This window comes from Acidicapsa acidisoli, assembly GCF_025685625.1.
Lineage (GTDB): Bacteria > Acidobacteriota > Terriglobia > Terriglobales > Acidobacteriaceae > Acidicapsa > Acidicapsa acidisoli.
Genome location: NZ_JAGSYI010000001.1, coordinates 403,500 through 421,456, shown reverse-complemented (window position 1 = coordinate 421,456; position 17,957 = coordinate 403,500). Strand labels below are relative to the sequence as shown.

Annotated in this window: 12 protein-coding genes; 5 read left to right on the top strand and 7 right to left on the bottom strand. The window is 54.6% G+C overall.

The genetic code is table 11. From position 1 onward, the window contains the following. Nucleotides 1–15: 15 nt before the first annotated feature. Nucleotides 16–432, top strand: a complete 417-nt coding sequence (locus OHL23_RS01620; protein ID WP_263350025.1) for an arsenate reductase/protein-tyrosine-phosphatase family protein — start codon at nt 16–18, stop codon at nt 430–432. A 69-nt stretch (nt 433–501) separates the two neighbouring features. Next, complete coding sequence (locus OHL23_RS01615; RefSeq protein WP_263350024.1) at nt 502–1,101, top strand: cation transporter; 600 nt, start codon at nt 502–504, stop codon at nt 1,099–1,101. 30 nt (nt 1,102–1,131) lie between these two features. On the opposite strand, the gene OHL23_RS01610 is transcribed toward OHL23_RS01615, so the two are convergent. The 6 genes from OHL23_RS01610 to OHL23_RS01585 form a co-directional block, all read right to left on the bottom strand. Beyond that, the gene (locus OHL23_RS01610) at nt 1,132–4,299 is read right to left on the bottom strand and encodes an efflux RND transporter permease subunit (protein ID WP_263350023.1); all 3,168 of its coding nucleotides are present in this window, start codon (nt 4,297–4,299) and stop codon (nt 1,132–1,134) included. Then, a complete protein-coding gene (locus OHL23_RS01605; protein ID WP_263350022.1) occupies nt 4,299–5,897 on the bottom strand; it encodes an efflux RND transporter periplasmic adaptor subunit in 1,599 nt (532 codons plus the stop codon). The genes OHL23_RS01610 and OHL23_RS01605 overlap by 1 nt, the downstream gene beginning before the upstream one ends. Beyond that, entirely contained in the window at nt 5,894–7,156 is a 1,263-nt protein-coding gene (locus OHL23_RS01600; RefSeq protein ID WP_263350021.1) for a TolC family protein, read from the bottom strand. Before OHL23_RS01600 ends, OHL23_RS01605 begins: the two co-directional genes overlap by 4 nt. 97 nt (nt 7,157–7,253) lie before the next feature. After that, complete coding sequence (locus tag OHL23_RS01595; protein ID WP_263350020.1) at nt 7,254–7,625, bottom strand: hypothetical protein; 372 nt, start codon at nt 7,623–7,625, stop codon at nt 7,254–7,256. 247 nt (nt 7,626–7,872) lie between these two features. Continuing rightward, on the bottom strand, nt 7,873–8,433 hold the full coding sequence (locus tag OHL23_RS01590) for a DinB family protein (RefSeq protein ID WP_263350019.1): 561 nt from the start codon (nt 8,431–8,433) through the stop codon (nt 7,873–7,875). Between the two features lie 301 nt (nt 8,434–8,734). Further along, on the bottom strand, nt 8,735–12,292 hold the full coding sequence (locus tag OHL23_RS01585) for a carboxypeptidase-like regulatory domain-containing protein (protein WP_263350018.1): 3,558 nt from the start codon (nt 12,290–12,292) through the stop codon (nt 8,735–8,737). A 29-nt stretch (nt 12,293–12,321) separates the two neighbouring features. On the opposite strand from OHL23_RS01585, the gene OHL23_RS01580 reads away from it, so the two are divergent. Continuing rightward, entirely contained in the window at nt 12,322–13,266 is a 945-nt protein-coding gene (locus OHL23_RS01580) for a sigma-70 family RNA polymerase sigma factor (protein WP_263350017.1), read from the top strand. Then, nucleotides 13,253–14,545 carry an anti-sigma factor gene (locus tag OHL23_RS01575; RefSeq protein ID WP_263350016.1) on the top strand — a complete coding sequence of 431 codons (1,293 nt, stop codon included), beginning with the start codon at nt 13,253–13,255 and terminating at the stop codon, nt 14,543–14,545. Before OHL23_RS01580 ends, OHL23_RS01575 begins: the two co-directional genes overlap by 14 nt. 14 nt (nt 14,546–14,559) lie before the next feature. Here the strand turns inward: OHL23_RS01575 and OHL23_RS01570 are convergent, their stop codons facing one another. After that, nucleotides 14,560–16,356 carry a CRTAC1 family protein gene (locus OHL23_RS01570; RefSeq protein ID WP_263350015.1) on the bottom strand — a complete coding sequence of 599 codons (1,797 nt, stop codon included), beginning with the start codon at nt 16,354–16,356 and terminating at the stop codon, nt 14,560–14,562. Between the two features lie 163 nt (nt 16,357–16,519). Between OHL23_RS01570 and OHL23_RS29165 the strand changes: the two genes are divergently transcribed. Beyond that, entirely contained in the window at nt 16,520–17,893 is a 1,374-nt protein-coding gene (locus tag OHL23_RS29165; RefSeq protein WP_263350014.1) for a tetratricopeptide repeat protein, read from the top strand. Nucleotides 17,894–17,957 lie beyond the last annotated feature (64 nt).

The following is a 17,957-nucleotide window of genomic DNA, read 5'->3' as shown; positions in this document are numbered from 1 at the left end:
GGAATAAGACCTGAGATGCGTACTTTCATTTTTGCCTGTGTTCATAATGCCGGGCGTTCGCAGATGTCGGCAGCATTCTTCAACCAGCTGGCCGATCCCGATTTGGCGCGTGGTATTTCTGCCGGGACTCATCCCGCCGAGCATGTCCATCCGGTAGTAGTAGACGCAATGCGCGAAGTGGGAATCGACCTCACTAATGCAAAGCCTCAGAAGCTCACAGCAGAGTTGGCACAGAATGCCGAGATGCTGGTCACGATGGGTTGTGGAGATGAATGTCCCTACGTCCCTGGGCTCAGGCGCGACGATTGGCCGTTGCCCGATCCCAAAGGACAAGGAATCGAATCGGTAAGACAGACCCGCGATGAGGTCAAGCGGCGTGTCTTGGATCTTCTGGTGCGGGAGCAGTTGAGAGCAAATGTAGCTCCGGCATAGCTGCAACAGATAGACTTTGTTGTGGAGCAGTTCATCCAATACGAGACCCAGTCGAGTAGCAGGAACATCGTGTGCTCCTCACCTCCAAATTCGTCACGCCTGATCGTCTGGCTTCAGGGCATCACTCTGGTGTGGATGCTGGCCGAGTGCGGCGTATCTGTTTATGGAGCGGTGACGGCGCATAGTCCTGCACTTCTTGCATTTGGGGCAGACAGCTTTGTTGAACTGCTATCGGCGACCGTGGTTCTGTTGGCGATTGTCCCGTCGTTTCCGCTCACAAGAGACCGTGCCGCACGGCTGGCTGGAATCCTGCTTTTTATTCTTGCAGGAGTTGTCGCTCTCGTAACGCTCCTTTCGCTTCTATATCGCGTCAAGCCGGAGACCAGTTGCAGCGGCATAGCCATCACACTTGCTGCGCTCCTCGTAATGCCGATCCTCGCCTGGATGAAGCGTAGAAGCGCACAGCAGACAGACAACCGGGCCCTGGCTGCAGATGCAGTGCAGTCGGCTACCTGTGCCTATCTTGCCGCTATAACCTTGTCGGGACTGGCCGTCAATGCCCTCTGGCATATCTATTGGGTGGATTCAGCAGCAGCACTGTTAGCCTTGCCCATCCTGATAGTCGAGGGGCGACGCGCTCTGCGCGGCGAGAGCTGTGGCTGCTGCTGAATCTACGGCGACGAATGGAGCAAGACATTCTCAATCATTGGCGCCGGAATCGTGGCTCCGCGCATGTAGCTGTCCTTTCCGCAATGCCCGCTCCTTCATCATGACGAAGAAGACGGGCACCAGGATCAGGACGTGGATAGTGGAGGTAATCATGCCGCCTACGATAGGCGCGGCAATGGGTTTCATCACGTCGGAGCCGATACCGGACTCCCAGAGAATAGGGACAAGACTGGCGAGAACGGCGCAGACTGTCATGAGCTTTGGCCGCAAGCGATGAACAGCGCCTTCAATGGCCGCTTCCTCCACATCGGCATTCGTCAATGTCTTGCCGGATTGTAGCTTATGTTCGAGCGCCTCATGGAGATAAACCACCATGACCACGCCGGTCTCTACGGCGATTCCAAAGAGTGCAATGTAGCCGACCGCAACGGCGACACTGAAGTTGTAGTGAAGAAGCCATTGCAGGAGCAATCCTCCACTCATCGCATAGATGGTTGGAAAGACGAGAACAAGCGCTTCGGCAACTGAGCGAAAGACCAGGTACAGCAACATGAAAATTACGAAGAAGACGACCGGGAGAATCAGTTGCAATCGCTGCTTCGCACGCAGTTCGAGTTCATATTCTCCCGACCATTGGAAGGTGTAATTTGCAGGCAGGGCCAGTTTGTCGTGAATGAGTTTGCTTGCCTGCACGACGAAGCCCCCGTAATCGGAATTTGTGAGATCGATGTAGATGTACCCGGTCAACGCACCGTCTTCGTCTCGGATCATAGCCGGACCATGCGTGAAGGAAATTGTTGCTACCTGATCAAGTGGAATTTGCGCACCCGAAGGAGTGCCGATCAGCACCCCGCGCATCTTCTCGACATTGTCGCGAAAGTCCCTCTGATAGCGGACATTGATGGGATAGCGTTCGCGGCCCTCAATGTTCTCCGCGATGTTCTGTCCGCCAATGCCGGATGAAACCGCCGTCTGAACATCCGCGATCGTGAGACCGTAACGCGCCGCCTCCTCCCGCTTGACTTCAACATTGACGTAGAAACCCTGTGCGACCTTCTCAGCAAAGACAGATCGTACCTGCGGAAGTCCGGAGAGAACAGCCTGAAGCTGCGAAGCCAATTGCTGAATCCCGTCGACATTCGGCCCTTGCACCTTTATGCCCAGCGGTGTCTTGATGCCGGTCAATTCCATGTCCAGGCGGTTTTCGACCGGGCTTGTCCAGGTATTTGAGAGCCCCGGAAACTGGAGTTTGTCATCCATTTGCTGGATGAGCTTTTCGTAGGTCATCCCCGCAGGCCATTGCTCCCGCGGTTTGAGCATGAGCGTGGTGTCATACATATCGAGTGGCGCATTGTCGGTTGCGCTGTCCGATCTGCCAACCGCGCCGAATACGCTGGCAACTTCCGGGAAGCTGCGAAGAACTCGGTCCTGCTGTTGCAGGAGCACCTTTGCCTGTTCAATGGAGATGCCGGGAAGAGCGGTCGGCATATAGAGAGCGGAGCCTTCAAAGAGAGCCGGCATGAACTGGCTGCCCAAACGGGTTGCAAGTGGAAACGTGACCAGCAGGAAGATCATGTTGACCACAATGGTGAGCCAGCGGTGTCGCAGGCAGAATTTCAAGATAGGCAGATAAATCGCCTGTGTGATCCGTGAGATTGGATTCGCATTCTCCGGCTTGAGCCGCCCGCGAATCAGCATCACCATCAGAACCGGGACGAGCGTAATGGCAAGGATGGACGAGGAGCCGACCGCAAGAGTCTTGGTCCATGCGAGCGGGCGGAACATGCGTCCTTCCTGCGCTTCGAGCAGGAAGACCGGCATGAAAGAAACCACGATGATAATCAGCGACAAGAAGAGCGCAGGGCCAACCTGCTTGGCCGAGTTGACGAGAATGATATGCCGCTCCGGTTCCGACACAGGGTTGGCTTCATCCTCCTGCCTTTCCGAAAGATGGCGGTAGCCATTTTCGACCATCACAATGGAGGCATCGACGAGCACTCCAATCGCCAATGCAATGCCGCCCAGCGACATGACGTTCGAACTTACCCCCAGCCAGTACATCGGGATGAAAGACATCAGCACCGCGATGGGCAAAGCAAGAATCGCTATAAGCGCAGAGCGGAAATGAGATAGGAAGACGATGATTACCAGGCTGACGATAATGGCTTCTTCGGTCAAATCGCGCTGTAGTGTTTTGATCGATGATTCAATCAAATCGGAACGATCGTATCCCGTCATGATCTGGACGCCGGGCGGCAGAGATGGTGCGATCTCACGCAGTTTTTGTTTGACCCCGTTTATTACATTGAGCGCGTTCATTCCCTGGCGCATGACGATAATCCCGCCGACGGTCTCCCCGTCTCCATGCCACTCTGCAACCCCTTCGCGGATGTCTGGGCCGAAACTCACCGTTCCCAGATCGCGTATCAGGATAGGTGTCCCATTTTTACTGCCGACGGCAACCGTAGTTAGATCATCCAGCGAACGCAAATAGCCGAGACCGCGAATCATATACTCCGCGCCGCTCAAGTTAAGAACGCGACCGCCCACTTCATTCGTGCTCATCTTTACTTTGTCAATGACGGTAGAAAGTGGGATGCCATACGCAAGCAGCTTGTTGGGATCGAGCTGTACCTGATACTGCCGCACAAAGCCGCCGATGCTGGCGACTTCAGCAACTCCCGGCACGGTTTCCAGCGCATAGCGCAGATGCCAATCCTGCAAGCTGCGCAGGTCGGCAAGACTATGCGTGCCGCTCTTATCAACGATGGCATACTCGTAGACCCAGCCCGCTCCTGTTGCATCGGGACCAATCGAAGGATGCACGTTCTCCGGTAAGCGTCCGCTGATCTGTTGCAGGTATTCGATCACACGCGAGCGCGCCCAGTAGAGATCCGTGCCGTCCTCAAAAACCACATAGACGTAGGAATCGCCCAACATGGTCTGCGCCCGAACGGCTTTGACATGAGGCGCGGCAAGGAGACTGGTGACGATTGGATAGGTCACCTGGTCTTCGATCACATCGGGTGGCTCGCCCGCCCACTCCGCATGAACGATCACCTGCACGTCTGAGATGTCTGGTAGTGCGTCCAGCGGTACATGATGCAGAGACCAGATTCCGGCAAGGGTGAGCAGCAATACACCGGTGAAGACTAAGAAGCGATTGCGTGCGCAAACGTCAATGATTTTGGAAAGCACTACATGCCTCCTGTCGCGTTCACGCGCAATTGTTTGGTTGCGATTGTTTGGCCATTTTTCTGAGCGGAGATGGTGACCTGATAAGTGCCTCCCGAGCCTAGGGAACCGCTTCCTTCATACATGCCGTTGCCTTTGTCGTTGAGCTTGGCGGTTGTGTTCATTGCCGCCATACCCATCGCCGGCATGGCGGCCATATAAAACGTGACCGTAACATCAGCTCCGGTAGTGGGGGTTCCATCGGCACTTGTGAGTTTTACCCGAAAGACGTTGCTGCCTTTTTGCGGCGGGTTGGGATCGGTGGTGAAATCGACGTTCATCTGTGCACCAGCAGGCACATTCGCTGTTGAAGCCGTCCCACCGGCACCCGGCGGTGGTGGCACGAAGGACCCCGCCGCAGCCTGTAGCTGACTTTCTGAGTCGATGAGGAAGCTGGCTGATGTCACGATGGATTCATGTGCTTTCAGTCCCTTGAGCACGACAAAGTCATCACCCACGCGGGGACCAATTGTGATCTCTTTTGGCTCAAGACTGCCGTTGCCATGATTGAGGAACACCAATTGCCGCGTGCCGGATTGAAAAACAGCCGATGCAGGAACAACAAGCTGATGTCCCAGACTGGTCTTCAGATCGACATTCACGAACATGCCCGGCTTCAGCTTGAGTCCCGGATTTGCCATCGCCAGCCGCACACGAACCGTGCGCGTCGCCATATCTACTTGCGGCAGGATTTCTTCGATCTGACCGGAGAAGGTGCGGCCTGGATACGAGTCGACAGTAATCTGCGCCGTGCCGCCAGGTCTTATTCGGCCTATGTCATCCTGGAAGACCTGGGCGTAAACCCATAAGCGTGATAGGTCCGCGACGGTGTATAGCTTGGTCGAAGATTCAGCAAACATATTGGGCAAAGCATTTCGTTCGGTAATGTATCCCTCAACCGGCGAGTTAATGGTCAGTTCGGTAATAGGTTTGCCGGTCTCCTTCAGCTTTGCGATTTCACTTTGAGGAACTTCCCATTGCTCCAAGCGCTGTTCTGCCGCGGCTGACAATGAGTCTGCTCCAGATGCAACTCCGTCCACCGTGCTTGCGCTCAATGCCTTCTGATTCTGCCGTGCCAGCAGATATTCCTGCTGGGTTGCGACGAGGTCGGGGCTGTAGATCGTGAAGAGCGGCTCTCCTTTATGGACGTACTGGTAGGTTGCGCTCGCGAAGACCTTGCGGATGTAGCCGGGGAAGCGCACCTGCACATAGGAGAGAAGACGTTCATTGATGTCCACCGTGCCGGTCGCGCGTATATCGTCGCTCAGTTGTTTGTATTCGACCGCGCCAGTCCGCACGCCGATGCTCTGCATTCTCTCGGGCGTGAGTTGCACCGGAACGAGCGGAGCATCCATTTTCATTTCTGGCATATCTGACATGGATGGCTTTGGCTCGTCCGCAGTAGCAGGTGGACCAGAGGCAACAGGCTGAACATCGCCTGACATCGGCATATTCATTACTGTTGGCTGTTTGATCGCATGAGAGCGGTAAGCCCATATCCCTGCAATAACTGCCAGGATGGCGATCCAGACGAGAGAAGTTCTCCAAACATATTTGTTCATCGCAGTGTCGCTCCTGTCAGGGATTCGAGGTGGGCCAAAGCAGCTTCGTGATCTTCCAGTGTTCCGGCATATTCGAGCTTGAGACTCAGAACATCCGTGAAGTACGAGAGGACATGAATAAACGGCTCACGATTCGACGCATAGGCGCTCAGGGTTGCCCGATATGCCGCGTCTGATTGTGGGATAAGACCTTCCCGATATTCCTTCAATAGATCTTCATCGCTCGTTGCCTTGACATACTCCTCCTGCACCTCTGCGAGTTGCTGTTGAAGATGTGCGTTGAGGGTCTGCTGCGCTTCAGAACGATTCTCAGTAGCCTGTGCAATCTCCGCGTTCACCCGCGCTTTGCGTGGGAATCGCACATCGAAGGTGAACATGTAATAGTCCCGGTACTTGCGGTCGGTGTTCTGGTACATATAGCCAACTTCGAAATCCGGCTTTCCCTCGCGCTTCGCGGACGCCACCTGCGCGTCCTCTTTCCGAATGGAACTGGCGTCAACCTGGATCTGAGGATTGTTCTGCCGGACCATCGCAAGAAGCTCATCGGAGGCGTGTTTGAGCGGGGTTTCAACCAAGTCTTCAGTAACAATGTCCGGCGAACCTTGATCCCGACTGAGCAACCCTTTGAGGTGTGCCTGGACTTGCCCCATCTCCTGATGGTGCATGGTGATCTCTTTCACGATTTTGGTTCGGTTCACTTGCGCCTGAAGAACATCCTGCTGCATCCCCTGACCGACCTGATAGTGAGCAGTCACATCCTGAATGAGCTGGTCAAGAACCGCTTCGTTTTGTCGCAGGATGCCAAGTGTCTGCTGTAGATAGGCCAATTGGAGATAGTCGGCTTTCACGGCATCGGCAATTCCGGTCTTCGTCACCCCAATCTCAGCCTGCTTTGTGTCAGCATCGCGTTCGGCTGCTTGTCCTCGTAGCCGCAGCTTTCCCGGGTAGGGCAGTTCCTGCGATGCTCCTATACCGATGTAGGCAAAGTTACTGTTGGTGTATCCCGCAAATGGTTTCGGGCTGCCCACGCTGAACTGCTGGTAGGTGAACTTCGGGTCCGGTAGTGTGGTCACCTGCGGCGCCATTTGCCTAGCGGCACGCGCGCCATGGTCGGCTGCTGAGATTTGCGGATTGTTTGCGTTAGCCTCAGCCAGGAGCTGGGACAAAGGTGTAGGACTACTGATCACCGGCGTCTGCCCAGAAGCAGTAAGCGTAGCGGCCAGCACAAACGTAGCGGTCCAAAAAGAGACCACGTTCATACAGAAGCTCCAATCTCAAATGCAGTTCAAGACGTTTGCCGAAACACGCGGACAGATGTACGCGCTCGGCAAAAGTAGTGTGCGAGAGAGGAGCTGACTAGATTCTTAGAATAGAAATTGTGGCGGGCGGGGACTTAGGAGGTGAGTAATCGAGGTGTTCCACCCGTCCGGTGACGGCAAGATTGGGAGTGAGCAGCTCAAAAGCAGCCAACCAGATGACAGGGGCCACGACCGGATGAAAGGTCACTGCCTTTGTGTTCAGCGCGCTATCGCGAGTGCCGGGGGAAGTTGTCTGGCAGCAGCCATGCGATGCTGGCATTTCCATTTGCCCGCACTGGTTCTTCATGGTGCGGCAGCAGGCGCGCTCTTCCGTGCTCATTTGCGCATCGGGGACCATGCAGGCCATAGCCGGCGTTAGGCACGACACCAGCAGCAGGACCAGCACGCCGAATTGGCGAAAAACACGCATTACCTATATCAGACTACACTCGTTTCGGTCAGGAGAGCAATCGCTGCGGGAGGCTCTCTGGGCCGGCAGATGGCCGGATACAAGAGCTACAGCAAGAAGCGCCAGGGCCATCCGGATGCGGGTGTTGAGCTGCTTAGAACTCGACCGCGACACGCACAAAAAAACCAGCCCGCGCGGTCGGATACCGACACGCGCGCAGGACTGGGGATGCGACATCGCTTAGTGGCACGCGGGCGCCGCTAGGCCATCAAAACCAGCCCCCGGACGGCGCGACGCCATTGAGGCGCAGATACGTGACGAGATTGCCGTAATGCAGGGCGTCATGATTTCCGGTTTGCGTCAAGATGAACATCTTGTTCGTTTTGAAGCCCCAGAAGTCCGCCGGGTCATTGAGATGCGCATCGGTGAACCCGGAGTACGCGCCATCGCAGTAGTTGAACGCGCCTTTGAGGTAGGCAATGATTTCGGTCTTCGTACCCTTCGCGGTAGCCGAGGCGGGGGGCGCTTCACCCTTGGCGTTGGAACACAAATAGTAGGATATATCCGCCACATGAGTCAGGATCTCGGCAAACGACCGAACGTCCTTTGTCGGTCGGTAGCTGTACTTTGACTCTGGCATCGCCTCCGCCGACTTCATGATCTTGTCCTGCATATTGTTGCGAAAAATGGATAGCGTCGCCGTCAGCGGATTCGGCGCCGCGATCGGATTGGGCAGGTCTGGCGAGATTTGGGCGTTGGCCAAGGACGCCAAAGCGAAAATAGATACCATGTTAACAGGAACCACGATGCGAGCAATGGATCGGAGCATTAAGAATCCCCTAACATCTCCGAGTGCGCGGGAAAGGGCTTTGAGATTCATGGGCCTCCTTTGATCGGTCTCTGCGCGAGGTGCGATCTACTCCGAACGGTGCACGTAGCCGGCCAAAACGCGCCAACTTCAAGTCACTGATTCATAAGTGAGTTCAGTTCCGGGACAGCAATCGGCAACGCGATCTTTGTCCGGGATCGAAACTCTCTGACCAAAAACGAACAGTCGATGCAATCATTGGCCATTCAAACTGGCCTAGCAGATCAGTACCACGGGAAACTGTTTGAGTCGATATTCGCGTCTAGAAAGACAATCTTGCTGCAAACTGAATTAAACGGGGATTTGTGCCCGGCGCTGTGCTGGTTACAACCCCAAAATCAGGATTATTGCCCACACAACAAGTTGTGTCAGGTGGCGCGAACTGGACCCGATTCAGCAGGTTGAAGAACTCTACCCTAAACTCCATTGCGAGGTGATCTCGTTGATCCAACAAGATCCTCTTGAATGCAGCAAAGTCGATGTTGTTCACTCCGTCCGAGCGCAGCGTTGCATCTACGCGCGGCTCGCTGCCGAAAGTAAAATCTGCGGGAGCATAGAAACAGTTTGTATTGAACCAACTTTGCAGCCGGCTGGAGCTAGTTCTCGACTTAGCGCAAGAAGGCGAAATGTTTGGACGCGAACCTGCTCCGAATAGAGTCGCGTCGTTGGTTTGTCCATTGGTAAACACAAGCGGGAAGCCTCTTTGAAATGTGGCCACCCCATCGATGCCCCAGTCCCCTACGATGCCATTCACAATTCCATTCAGGTGAGAAAAGTAAGGCCTTCCCTCGCCAAATGGAAGATCGAGTACATAACTGATAGCAAGGCGTTGTGGTACATCTTGAGAGGATAAGGAACGTTCGCGTTGCAGATCGTTATTGTCCTGGATAGCTCCAACGCGAGTCTCCAGCCAACCAGTGAGTGTATCGGTGTTGCTTATCAACTTGGAGTTGGTGTAGGCCGCCGTCAGCGTACTTCCCGCTGAGAAGCGCTTTGTCGCGGTCAACTGAAACGAATGATAGATCGAATCAAAGGATCCCTGTCCCGCCAGTTCGACGCTGGTGTACTGAGGATAGGGCCGCAACAGTTGTCCAACGGTGGTGCTGGCAGCAGTCAAAGCCAGCGCTTGCCCGTTGACCGTGAAAGGATTGGGAGTGGATTTCAGGAGCTCAACCGCAGACCTGCCTCCAGATGCAAATTGAGCCGCCGCCTGAGAAAGCAGGTTGTCGGAGATCTGATTCACCTGCTGAGAATATTGGGCTAAGTGGGTTCCTTTCGATCCCACATACGCAGCGACAAAGGAGAATTGCGCCGGAAGCTGATGATCGAGGCTTACGCTCCACTGCTGCACATATCCTTCGGGATGATCGTCACGATCAACCTCCGTAATTGACTGAACCACTTGCGTGAGGAACTGTTGCGTGCCTTCAGTGCCAAGACGTCTGCCTGGAGGAGGAGAAATTCCATTCGGGAAGGGAAGTGAGATGGAGCTATAAGGATGGATTCCATCTACGGTTCCGGTAAACGTAGTACTGGCCGCATTCACCATGTCGTTGTTTGGGTTCAGGGCATATGCCACGTAGTTCGGTATCCAGAAAATCCCATACCCGCCGCGCACCATGGTCTTTGGCGTCACGCCATACGCGATCCCCAGCCTGGGCGCGAAATTATCTTTTCTCAGCGGAAGATTGTTACGGGTCCCAGGCGATACTAAAAAGACATCTCCTCTGACCGGAGTTGATCCTGCTGGAAGAAATGCGTTGGTGTAACTCATCGCACTTGGGTCGAAATAGCTGAGCCGATTGAGCCGCTCAGACCAGGGGCCTTGCAATTCGTAGCGGAGGCCAAGATTGAGAGCGAGGTTGTTTGCGACATGCCATGTGTCGTTCAGGTAAAGAGCCCGGTAGACCTGCTTTCCCTCTGTGACCTCCGGCACGACAGCCTGCGCCGAAAAGTGGTTCTCTACATTGCTGAAATTGTCCGCATAGCCGAGCAGAAAGTCAGCAATCGAAAGCCCTGTATAGCAGGGTTCGCCGAATCCACAAAAGTCGAATGCGCCACTTGCAACGTTGGTCTGCGCAAAGTTGTCATAGCTGACCTCAAACTGCGCGCCGAGATGAAATAAATGGCGATGCCGTATCAGAGTTAAACCAGGAGAAAGGTTATATTGGTAGTCGTTATCCTGGATAAAACTCTGACCTTGGGTGCACATGATGTTATCCACGTAGGTTGCAACGCAAGGAGTTGGCGGCGTTCGCATCGCGGAAGGTATTGCCTCGTTATAGCTGGAAGGCCAGCCGATCGAAGCCAAATCGAAGCCGGCGTTTTTCGGATATCGACGGTATCTGAAATAACTGAAGCTGCTGTTAAGGTCGAAAACCGTCTGTGAACTGATTGCATAGTTGTATCCCTGGGCCAGGGCGAAGGTTCTGTAATGCTCGAAGCATCGGTCTTCGCACAAGCCATTATTGAGAGGATCGATGGGTAGGTCAAAGACATCCCAATAGTTCAATCGCGCGAAGAGCTTCTGTTTGTCCGTTAGTTCCTGGTCCACTCTCGCGACTGCCTGATTTTGGTTACCTCCCGTATTGGCAACCGCATTGAAGTTGTTAAAAGTTCCGGAAGGAGTAACGGTTCCCGGAACATTCGGCTTCGGCCACAAATAGAGAAGAGCCTTGGATGTCGGATTGATTCGGTCGACTGGGATCTTATTGCCCTGGAATTGAGCGGGCATGGATTCGCTCATAGGACATGCGCCCTGGGCGTTAAGAGCACTTCCCGCGCATGGATCGAAGACTGGGGAACTGATTGCTGAGAAGTCACCTGTCTTCTCTTCTGCGGTAGGGACAGTTGCCGTGAAGGGCTCTCCTGTTCGCAGCGCGAAGCCCTCCCAGTTCATGAACCATACAATCCGATTTTGAACGCAGCAAGCCGGAAGACGCAGCGGACCGCCGGCTTCGGCGCCGAATTGATTCTCTACCCAGGCAGGACGTGGTTTGCCTGCGGCATTCAGGAAATAGTCATTGGCGTTGAAAATCCGGTTGCGCAAGTATTCGTAAGCGCCACCATGGATGGTGTGCGTGCCACCTCTCGTGCTTAGGTTCGTCACTCCGCCTGCGAAACGGCCCCACTCCGCAGGTAAGTTGCTCGTCTGGACTTTGAATTCCTGGATCGAATCCTGGATCGGGACGAGGATGGGAAGGTTGATGTAGCTGATGTTGAGCGGCTGCCCGTCGAGATATTCTGCACTCTGATTACCGAACGCACCGGTTACTTGATAATTGCCCCAACCAAAAGGATTCACGCCTACCGGTGTACCCGAGGAACTCCCTTGAGGAATGACAGAAGGAGCCAAAACAATCAGGTTGAAGACGTTTCTTCCATTAAGGGGCAACTCATTTGCTTCTCTCCGTTCGACAACGGTGCCAACACTCGAGGACTCTGTGTCGCGCGGCGCGGAATTGTCTCTTACGGTGACGCTCTCCGAAGTTGAGCCCAACATCATCTCGAAGTTCACTTCCATAACATCTTGCACATGCAGGAAAACGTCGGATTCGATGACTGCTTTGAATCCCACTTTTTCAACTTCGATGCGATATCTGCCGGGCGGCAGGTCGGATACGTAGTAGACACCTGCCTCGCTGGTGAGACCCTGATACTGGATTCCCGTTCCCGTGTTGATAGCGCGAATGGTGGCGGCGCCGATCACCTTTCTGTCTGGATCCGTGACGCGTCCAGTCAGGGACGCCAAAGTAGATTGTCCCAGAAGGACGCATGGAAGAAGAATCAGGACAATAAGTATAAACAGCGGCTTGTGCATCCGTATCATCGTCTCCTTTCAAGTTCCGTTTGGCAATCGAAGAGATCTCGACAGGTTCCTATGGGAGCCAAATTAAATCAGTAGAGTCTGCAGCGAAGAATTCTACAGTGAATCTATACGGCGCTCTTAGCGTGCATGTACCAAAGTTTTCTACGAAATTTTGCGGCTTTGGGAGTTTCTTATTTGTCTGGAATCTGATCCAGTTGCGAGAGTATATTTTCGTGTGTCTCATAGGGTGGCTTGCTTTGGCCAGTGAAGTTAATTTGATAGGACGAACCACTCGGACTGGAAGCTTGTTTCTCCTCGCGCCATCGATACTTGAAGAAGTAGAAACCACGAGTACGCAGCGAAAAGTACAAGATGCGGTTTCGCAAGGGGTCGAATCCGCAGAGCCGAGTGACGAAAAACTCGTGTCCCTCTTGTGCGCCGGCGATCCGAGAGCGCTCAATACACTATTCGAGCGTTACGCCAACCTTGTATATGGCATCGCATTCCGCATCCTGCAGGAGGTTGGCGAGGCGGAGGACGCCGTGCAAGAGTGTTTCCTCTATGTGTTTCGGAAGGCTGCGCTTTTCGATCCGTCCAGGGGAAGCGCAAAGATATGGATTGTTCAGATCGCCTACAGCCGGGCGCTTGACCAGAGGACTCACTTGCGGCGCAAAAAGTTCTATCAACGGGGGGATATCGATTCCCACGGATTGCTTGAGGAGCTGCCAGAGCAGGGCGATATGGAGCGGGAGGTCGAGGCCAGGCTTGATTTCGGACGACTGCGCGCCGGATTCGAAGAATTGACCGAGATTCAGCGAGAAACGCTGAAATTGTTTTATTTTGAAGAGATAGGGCTGAGAGAGATCAGTGAGCGACTCCACGAGCCTCTCGGTAACGTGCGTCACCATTTTTATCGGGGTCTTGAACGGCTGCGCAAGAGCGCGGTAGTCGGAAGGGTACGAATGCACGAAGATGCAAAAGACTGAGGAACGGGGCGATCACGAAAGATTCAAGGAGTTGTGTGCTCTGGCACAGGCCGACGCGCTCAGTTTCGTAGAGCAGCGAGAGCTTGCGAGTCATTTGCAGACATGCAGCTCGTGCCGGGAGATCTGCGCTCAGTTCAGATTGATCGGGACAGAAGGCATGCGGTTCCTTTCCGGGGATCATGCTCCATCGGAAGAGGCGATGCAGTGGGACAGCAGCAGGGTGAGACGGAGGCTGTTCGAAGCGATTCAGGAGGAAGCATCAAGCGTCGTGGACATCCGGCGTGCCTCGCCGGTAGCCGAGGCGCAGCGAACGCTGTGGCCTGGCATAAGTAGGCCACTGTGGGCCGCTCTTGCCGCGTGCCTGATGGTCGCAGTGGCGTTGGGAGCTTATCGCGCCGGAGAATGGAAGGGTGCAATGGATCGAAATGCGTCGAACGGCTCGGCATTGCCGGCAGTCGTACTTTCGCCGCCGATGCATAACCCCACGAATCTGCTTGCTTCGCAGACAGCTCAAGTCTCAGCGCTGGAACAGTTGTTGTCCGCTCAACGACGGGAAGTTGATCGATTAGACGCTGCCTTGAACCTTTCCGAGCAACGCGCAGTTGAGCTCACCAATTTAGGTGACAAAAAGGATAGCGACCTGCATCAGCTCATCGAAGAACGAGACAAGCTAGCTGTGCAACTCGCAGCCTCTCAGGATGCGAACAAGACGATCCAGGCCAGCGTGGCCAGCCTGCGCACGGATCACGATGAGGCCGTTGCGCGGGCAGCATCTCTGGAGGAAAAGGTCTCGGATTTGACGATTGCGGCTCGCGACCAGGGCCGGCGACTGAAGGACGATGAGCAGTATCTGTCTTCCGATCGAGACATTCGGGAACTCATGGGAGCACGTAAGCTTTATATCGCCGACGTCTTTGACGTCGACAGTGTGAGCCGAACTCGCAAGCCGTTTGGCCGGGTGTTTTACACGCAAAACAAATCATTGGTGTTTTACGCGTTCGATCTCGATCATCAGCCGGGTGTCAAGAATGCGAGTACCTTTCAGGTCTGGGGACAGAAAGACTCGGAATTGAATGCAGAATCTCATCCGATGAATCTTGGTGTTCTTTACGAGGATAGCGAATCGAATCGCCGATGGGTGCTTCGCACCGATGATTCGAAGCAACTGGCCGAAATCGATGCCGTATTCGTAACTGTCGAGCCGCATGGAGGCAGCGAGAAGCCGACCGGAAAACCATTCCTGTATGCCTTGCTCCGGAAAGAAGCCAATCACCCTTGACGCTTTCAACGGCCCTATTTCCAGCCACGATTGGGTACGATGCCTTTACCTTCTTTGATGGTGTATAGCTGGTCAGCCTTGAGCCCTAGGAATGATTGAAGCTGACCGCTCGGCCAGCGCACATGCGCATCCGCCACGGTCGCGCTGCCAAGCCCGAAATGGAGACGGAAATCGTTGCAGGAAACAAAGCTGGATTGACTCTGCTGTTCCTTGAGTTGCTTTCTGCCGTTTGCGATTACTTCAATGCGCGTGCCAATTGCGGACCGGTTGGAAGTAGTGCCTTCGGGCCTGATCTTGATCCAGTGATTATGGCCTGAAACATCGTTTCGAAACAGGGAAGGCGGCTCTCCCATGTTGACAACGAGCATATCGATATCGCCATCGTTGTCAAAGTCGCCAAAGACAAGACCACGGCTAGAGTGTGGAACCTGAATCGCCGTGCCTGCCTCATCGAACAGTTCCTCAAAATGTCCTTGACCCAAGTTGCGGAAGAGCAGTAGCGGGCTCTTGTACGGAGAATCCGGAAAGTGAAGCTCGAAGTCGGGATAAATATGCCCGGTAACTATGGAGATGTCCGGCCATCCATCGTTGTCAAAGTCTTCGAGGCCAGTCCCCCAGCATACAAACCGGTTGTCGACGGCGAGACCGCTCTCACGCGTGGCATCTTCGAAGATGCCTTTGCCTAGATTGCGGTAGAGCACCGGCAAGTCTTCCGCAAAATTTGTTTTGAATATGTCCAGGCGGCCGTCGCCATCGAAGTCGCCCACGGCAACTCCCATGCCTGCCTGTTCCTGACCATCGTCGCTATAGGCGACGCCCCTCACTCCGCCATCTTCGCGAAATGTGCCGTCATGGTTGTTCAGCAGCAATAGGCTTGGGCTGGAGTCACATGCTACATAGATATCGGGCCAACCATCGTCGTCGAAATCGGCAGCGACCGCGGTGAGACCATAGTTACTGCGTATGCCTGCAATGCCGGCTTTCTCGCTGACATCGCTGAAGGTGCCATCGCGATTATTGCGATAAAGGCTATGCCGTCCGAATGGGAGGCCGCGCGGACCGCAATTGACCGGTACATTATGGAAGTAGCAGTAAGGCTTTTCTCCAGGGCGAGGCGTTTGGGAGGAATCGAAGCCAACGTAATTCGCTACAAAGAGATCCAGATATCCGTCGCGGTTGTAGTCGACAAAAGTACAACCAGTTCCCCAGCGCGTTGCGCCATTCTCCGGTGCGTTCAGTAATCCAGCCTCACGGGTCACATCAGTAAAGGTTCCGTTCCCGTTGTTTCGGTACAGTACGTTTTGCCCCCAGTAGGTCAGAAAAAGATCATCGAAGCCGTCATTGTTGTAATCCCCAACGCAAACGCCGCAAGCCCAGCCTGACTTGGTCAGGCCTGCCTCCTGAGTGACATCTCGAAAGGTACCGTCCCGGTTGTTGTGATAGAGGCGGTTGGTGACGACGGTATCTGGATGAGTAAGGCTGTTTCCGCCGAGAATGAGAATGTCGATCCATCCATCGTTGTCGTAGTCGATAAATGCACACCCGCATCCGAGCGATTCGAGGATGTAATCCTTGGGACTTGGTGAACCATAGAGTATCGGATGATCCAGCCCCGCCTGGCGCGCAATCTCTATGAAACGTGCGTTGAATGGCAGGCCGGATCTCTTTCCACGCGGCAATGCGACGCGTTTGTGAGTTACTACGCCTTGCCCGAATGCCGCACTCGCAGCGGCGGCCAATGAGCCCGAGAGAAACGCACGCCGTGACAGTCTAGCCCTCGAGCCGCGCCAGGAACCAAATCGTTGTTTCATCGAAGGCAGGGTATCACAAGCCGATCGGAGCGAGTCTAAGGCGACAGATCGCTCCAGCAAGACGGACTTGACAACGTCGAAGCCCAAAGGCAATCTAAGGTGTTCTTTTAAGCGACCGCTAATGATGCGGTCACGGAGCGCGCTTCGGCGAGCGATGCCGAGAATGAGTTATGTGAGAGTCTTCGCGATCTGCCCTTTTGCTTCGGCACCGACGCTGCTTCGTCGTAGCACACGGTGGCCCACTCTTCTGCCCGCGATGCTCGCAATATCACTCTCAATCTCGATCAAGGCCCAGCAGCCTTCAGACATGGCCGCCGCCCGCGAGGCGATGGAAGCGAAGAACTACTCTGCTGCCGAGAAGTTTTATCGAAAGGCCCTTGCACAGTCCCCCGCAGCCGAAGCGGTTCTCACCGACCTGGGCCTGAGCCTCCAGATGCAGGGCCGTTCGGCGGAGGCGATGCACTATTACTCTCTTGCGCTCAAGCAGAGATATGTCCCCGAAACCTACGCACTGCTGGCAGAAGAGAAATGCCGCATGGGGGAGTTGGATAGCCTCAGGCCGATGCTGGCGAAGATCTACCACGAAGAGCGCAAGAACATCCGTGTCGCATCCGCTGTCGCTTCGTGTTATCTGGATTTAGACGAGCCGATCGAATCCGTGGAGATCTACGACGAACTCCTCAAGAGCAATGACTACCCGGAAGATCTGGCACTCGTGCAGTCAGCGAAATCCTATCTTCGCAGCGGACAGTTCTTTGCCGCCAAACTAAGTAAGGCTCATGGTTCAGAGCCATTTCTCGCCGCTCTCCGGGAAGCTCCAACCAGCGGCTCACAGGGAGCGCGCAGTGCGTTTGCAGAGGCGGAGAGAATCTCACCTTACTTCCGTCCCGACCTCAGTTGGTCCGAGGCTGTCGAACGCTGGAGACAGCACCCTCAGGACGTAGCGCTTTTGTATCTGCTCTCGGTTCTTAGCGCGGAACAAGGTATGCAGCAGATCGAGCGGTGTACAGATCGTTATTCCACATCGCCCTATCTCGCACAATTCCAGGCAGACGTGCTGGCTGATCAGGGTCACGAAGAAGAAGCAGTTGCAGAGTATGAGCGACTCATCCGCGAACATCCTGAACTTGCAGATCTTCATTACAGTCTCGGCTTGCTTCGCGAAAAGCATGATGAGTGGGAGCTGGCGTCTCAGTCGTTTCGTGCTGAACTGGCGTCCAACCCGGTAGATGAACGTCCGGCGGCCCATCTAAGCAAATGCATGCTGCAATTGGAGCAGTATGCAGCGTTGCGCGATTTCCTCCAGCCCTTGATGAAAACGTCGCATCCTCCGCAGTGGGCAAGCCTCAATCTGGCGGAGGCAGAGCAGAAGCTTGGGGATTCAGCGACAGCCATCCGAGTGCTGACGGCGGCCGAACGCGAGCCCAACCCCGACAAGCTTGTGCACTATCGCCTGATGCATCTTTATTCCATTTCTGGCCGGACTGACGATGCAAAACGCGAGTACGCTCTCTTTCAAGCTGCTTCCTCTAAATAATCTTGCGTTACTGCTGGTACATATCTTTCCAACGCCCCGTATTACGCAGCGTAGGGGTGTCTCT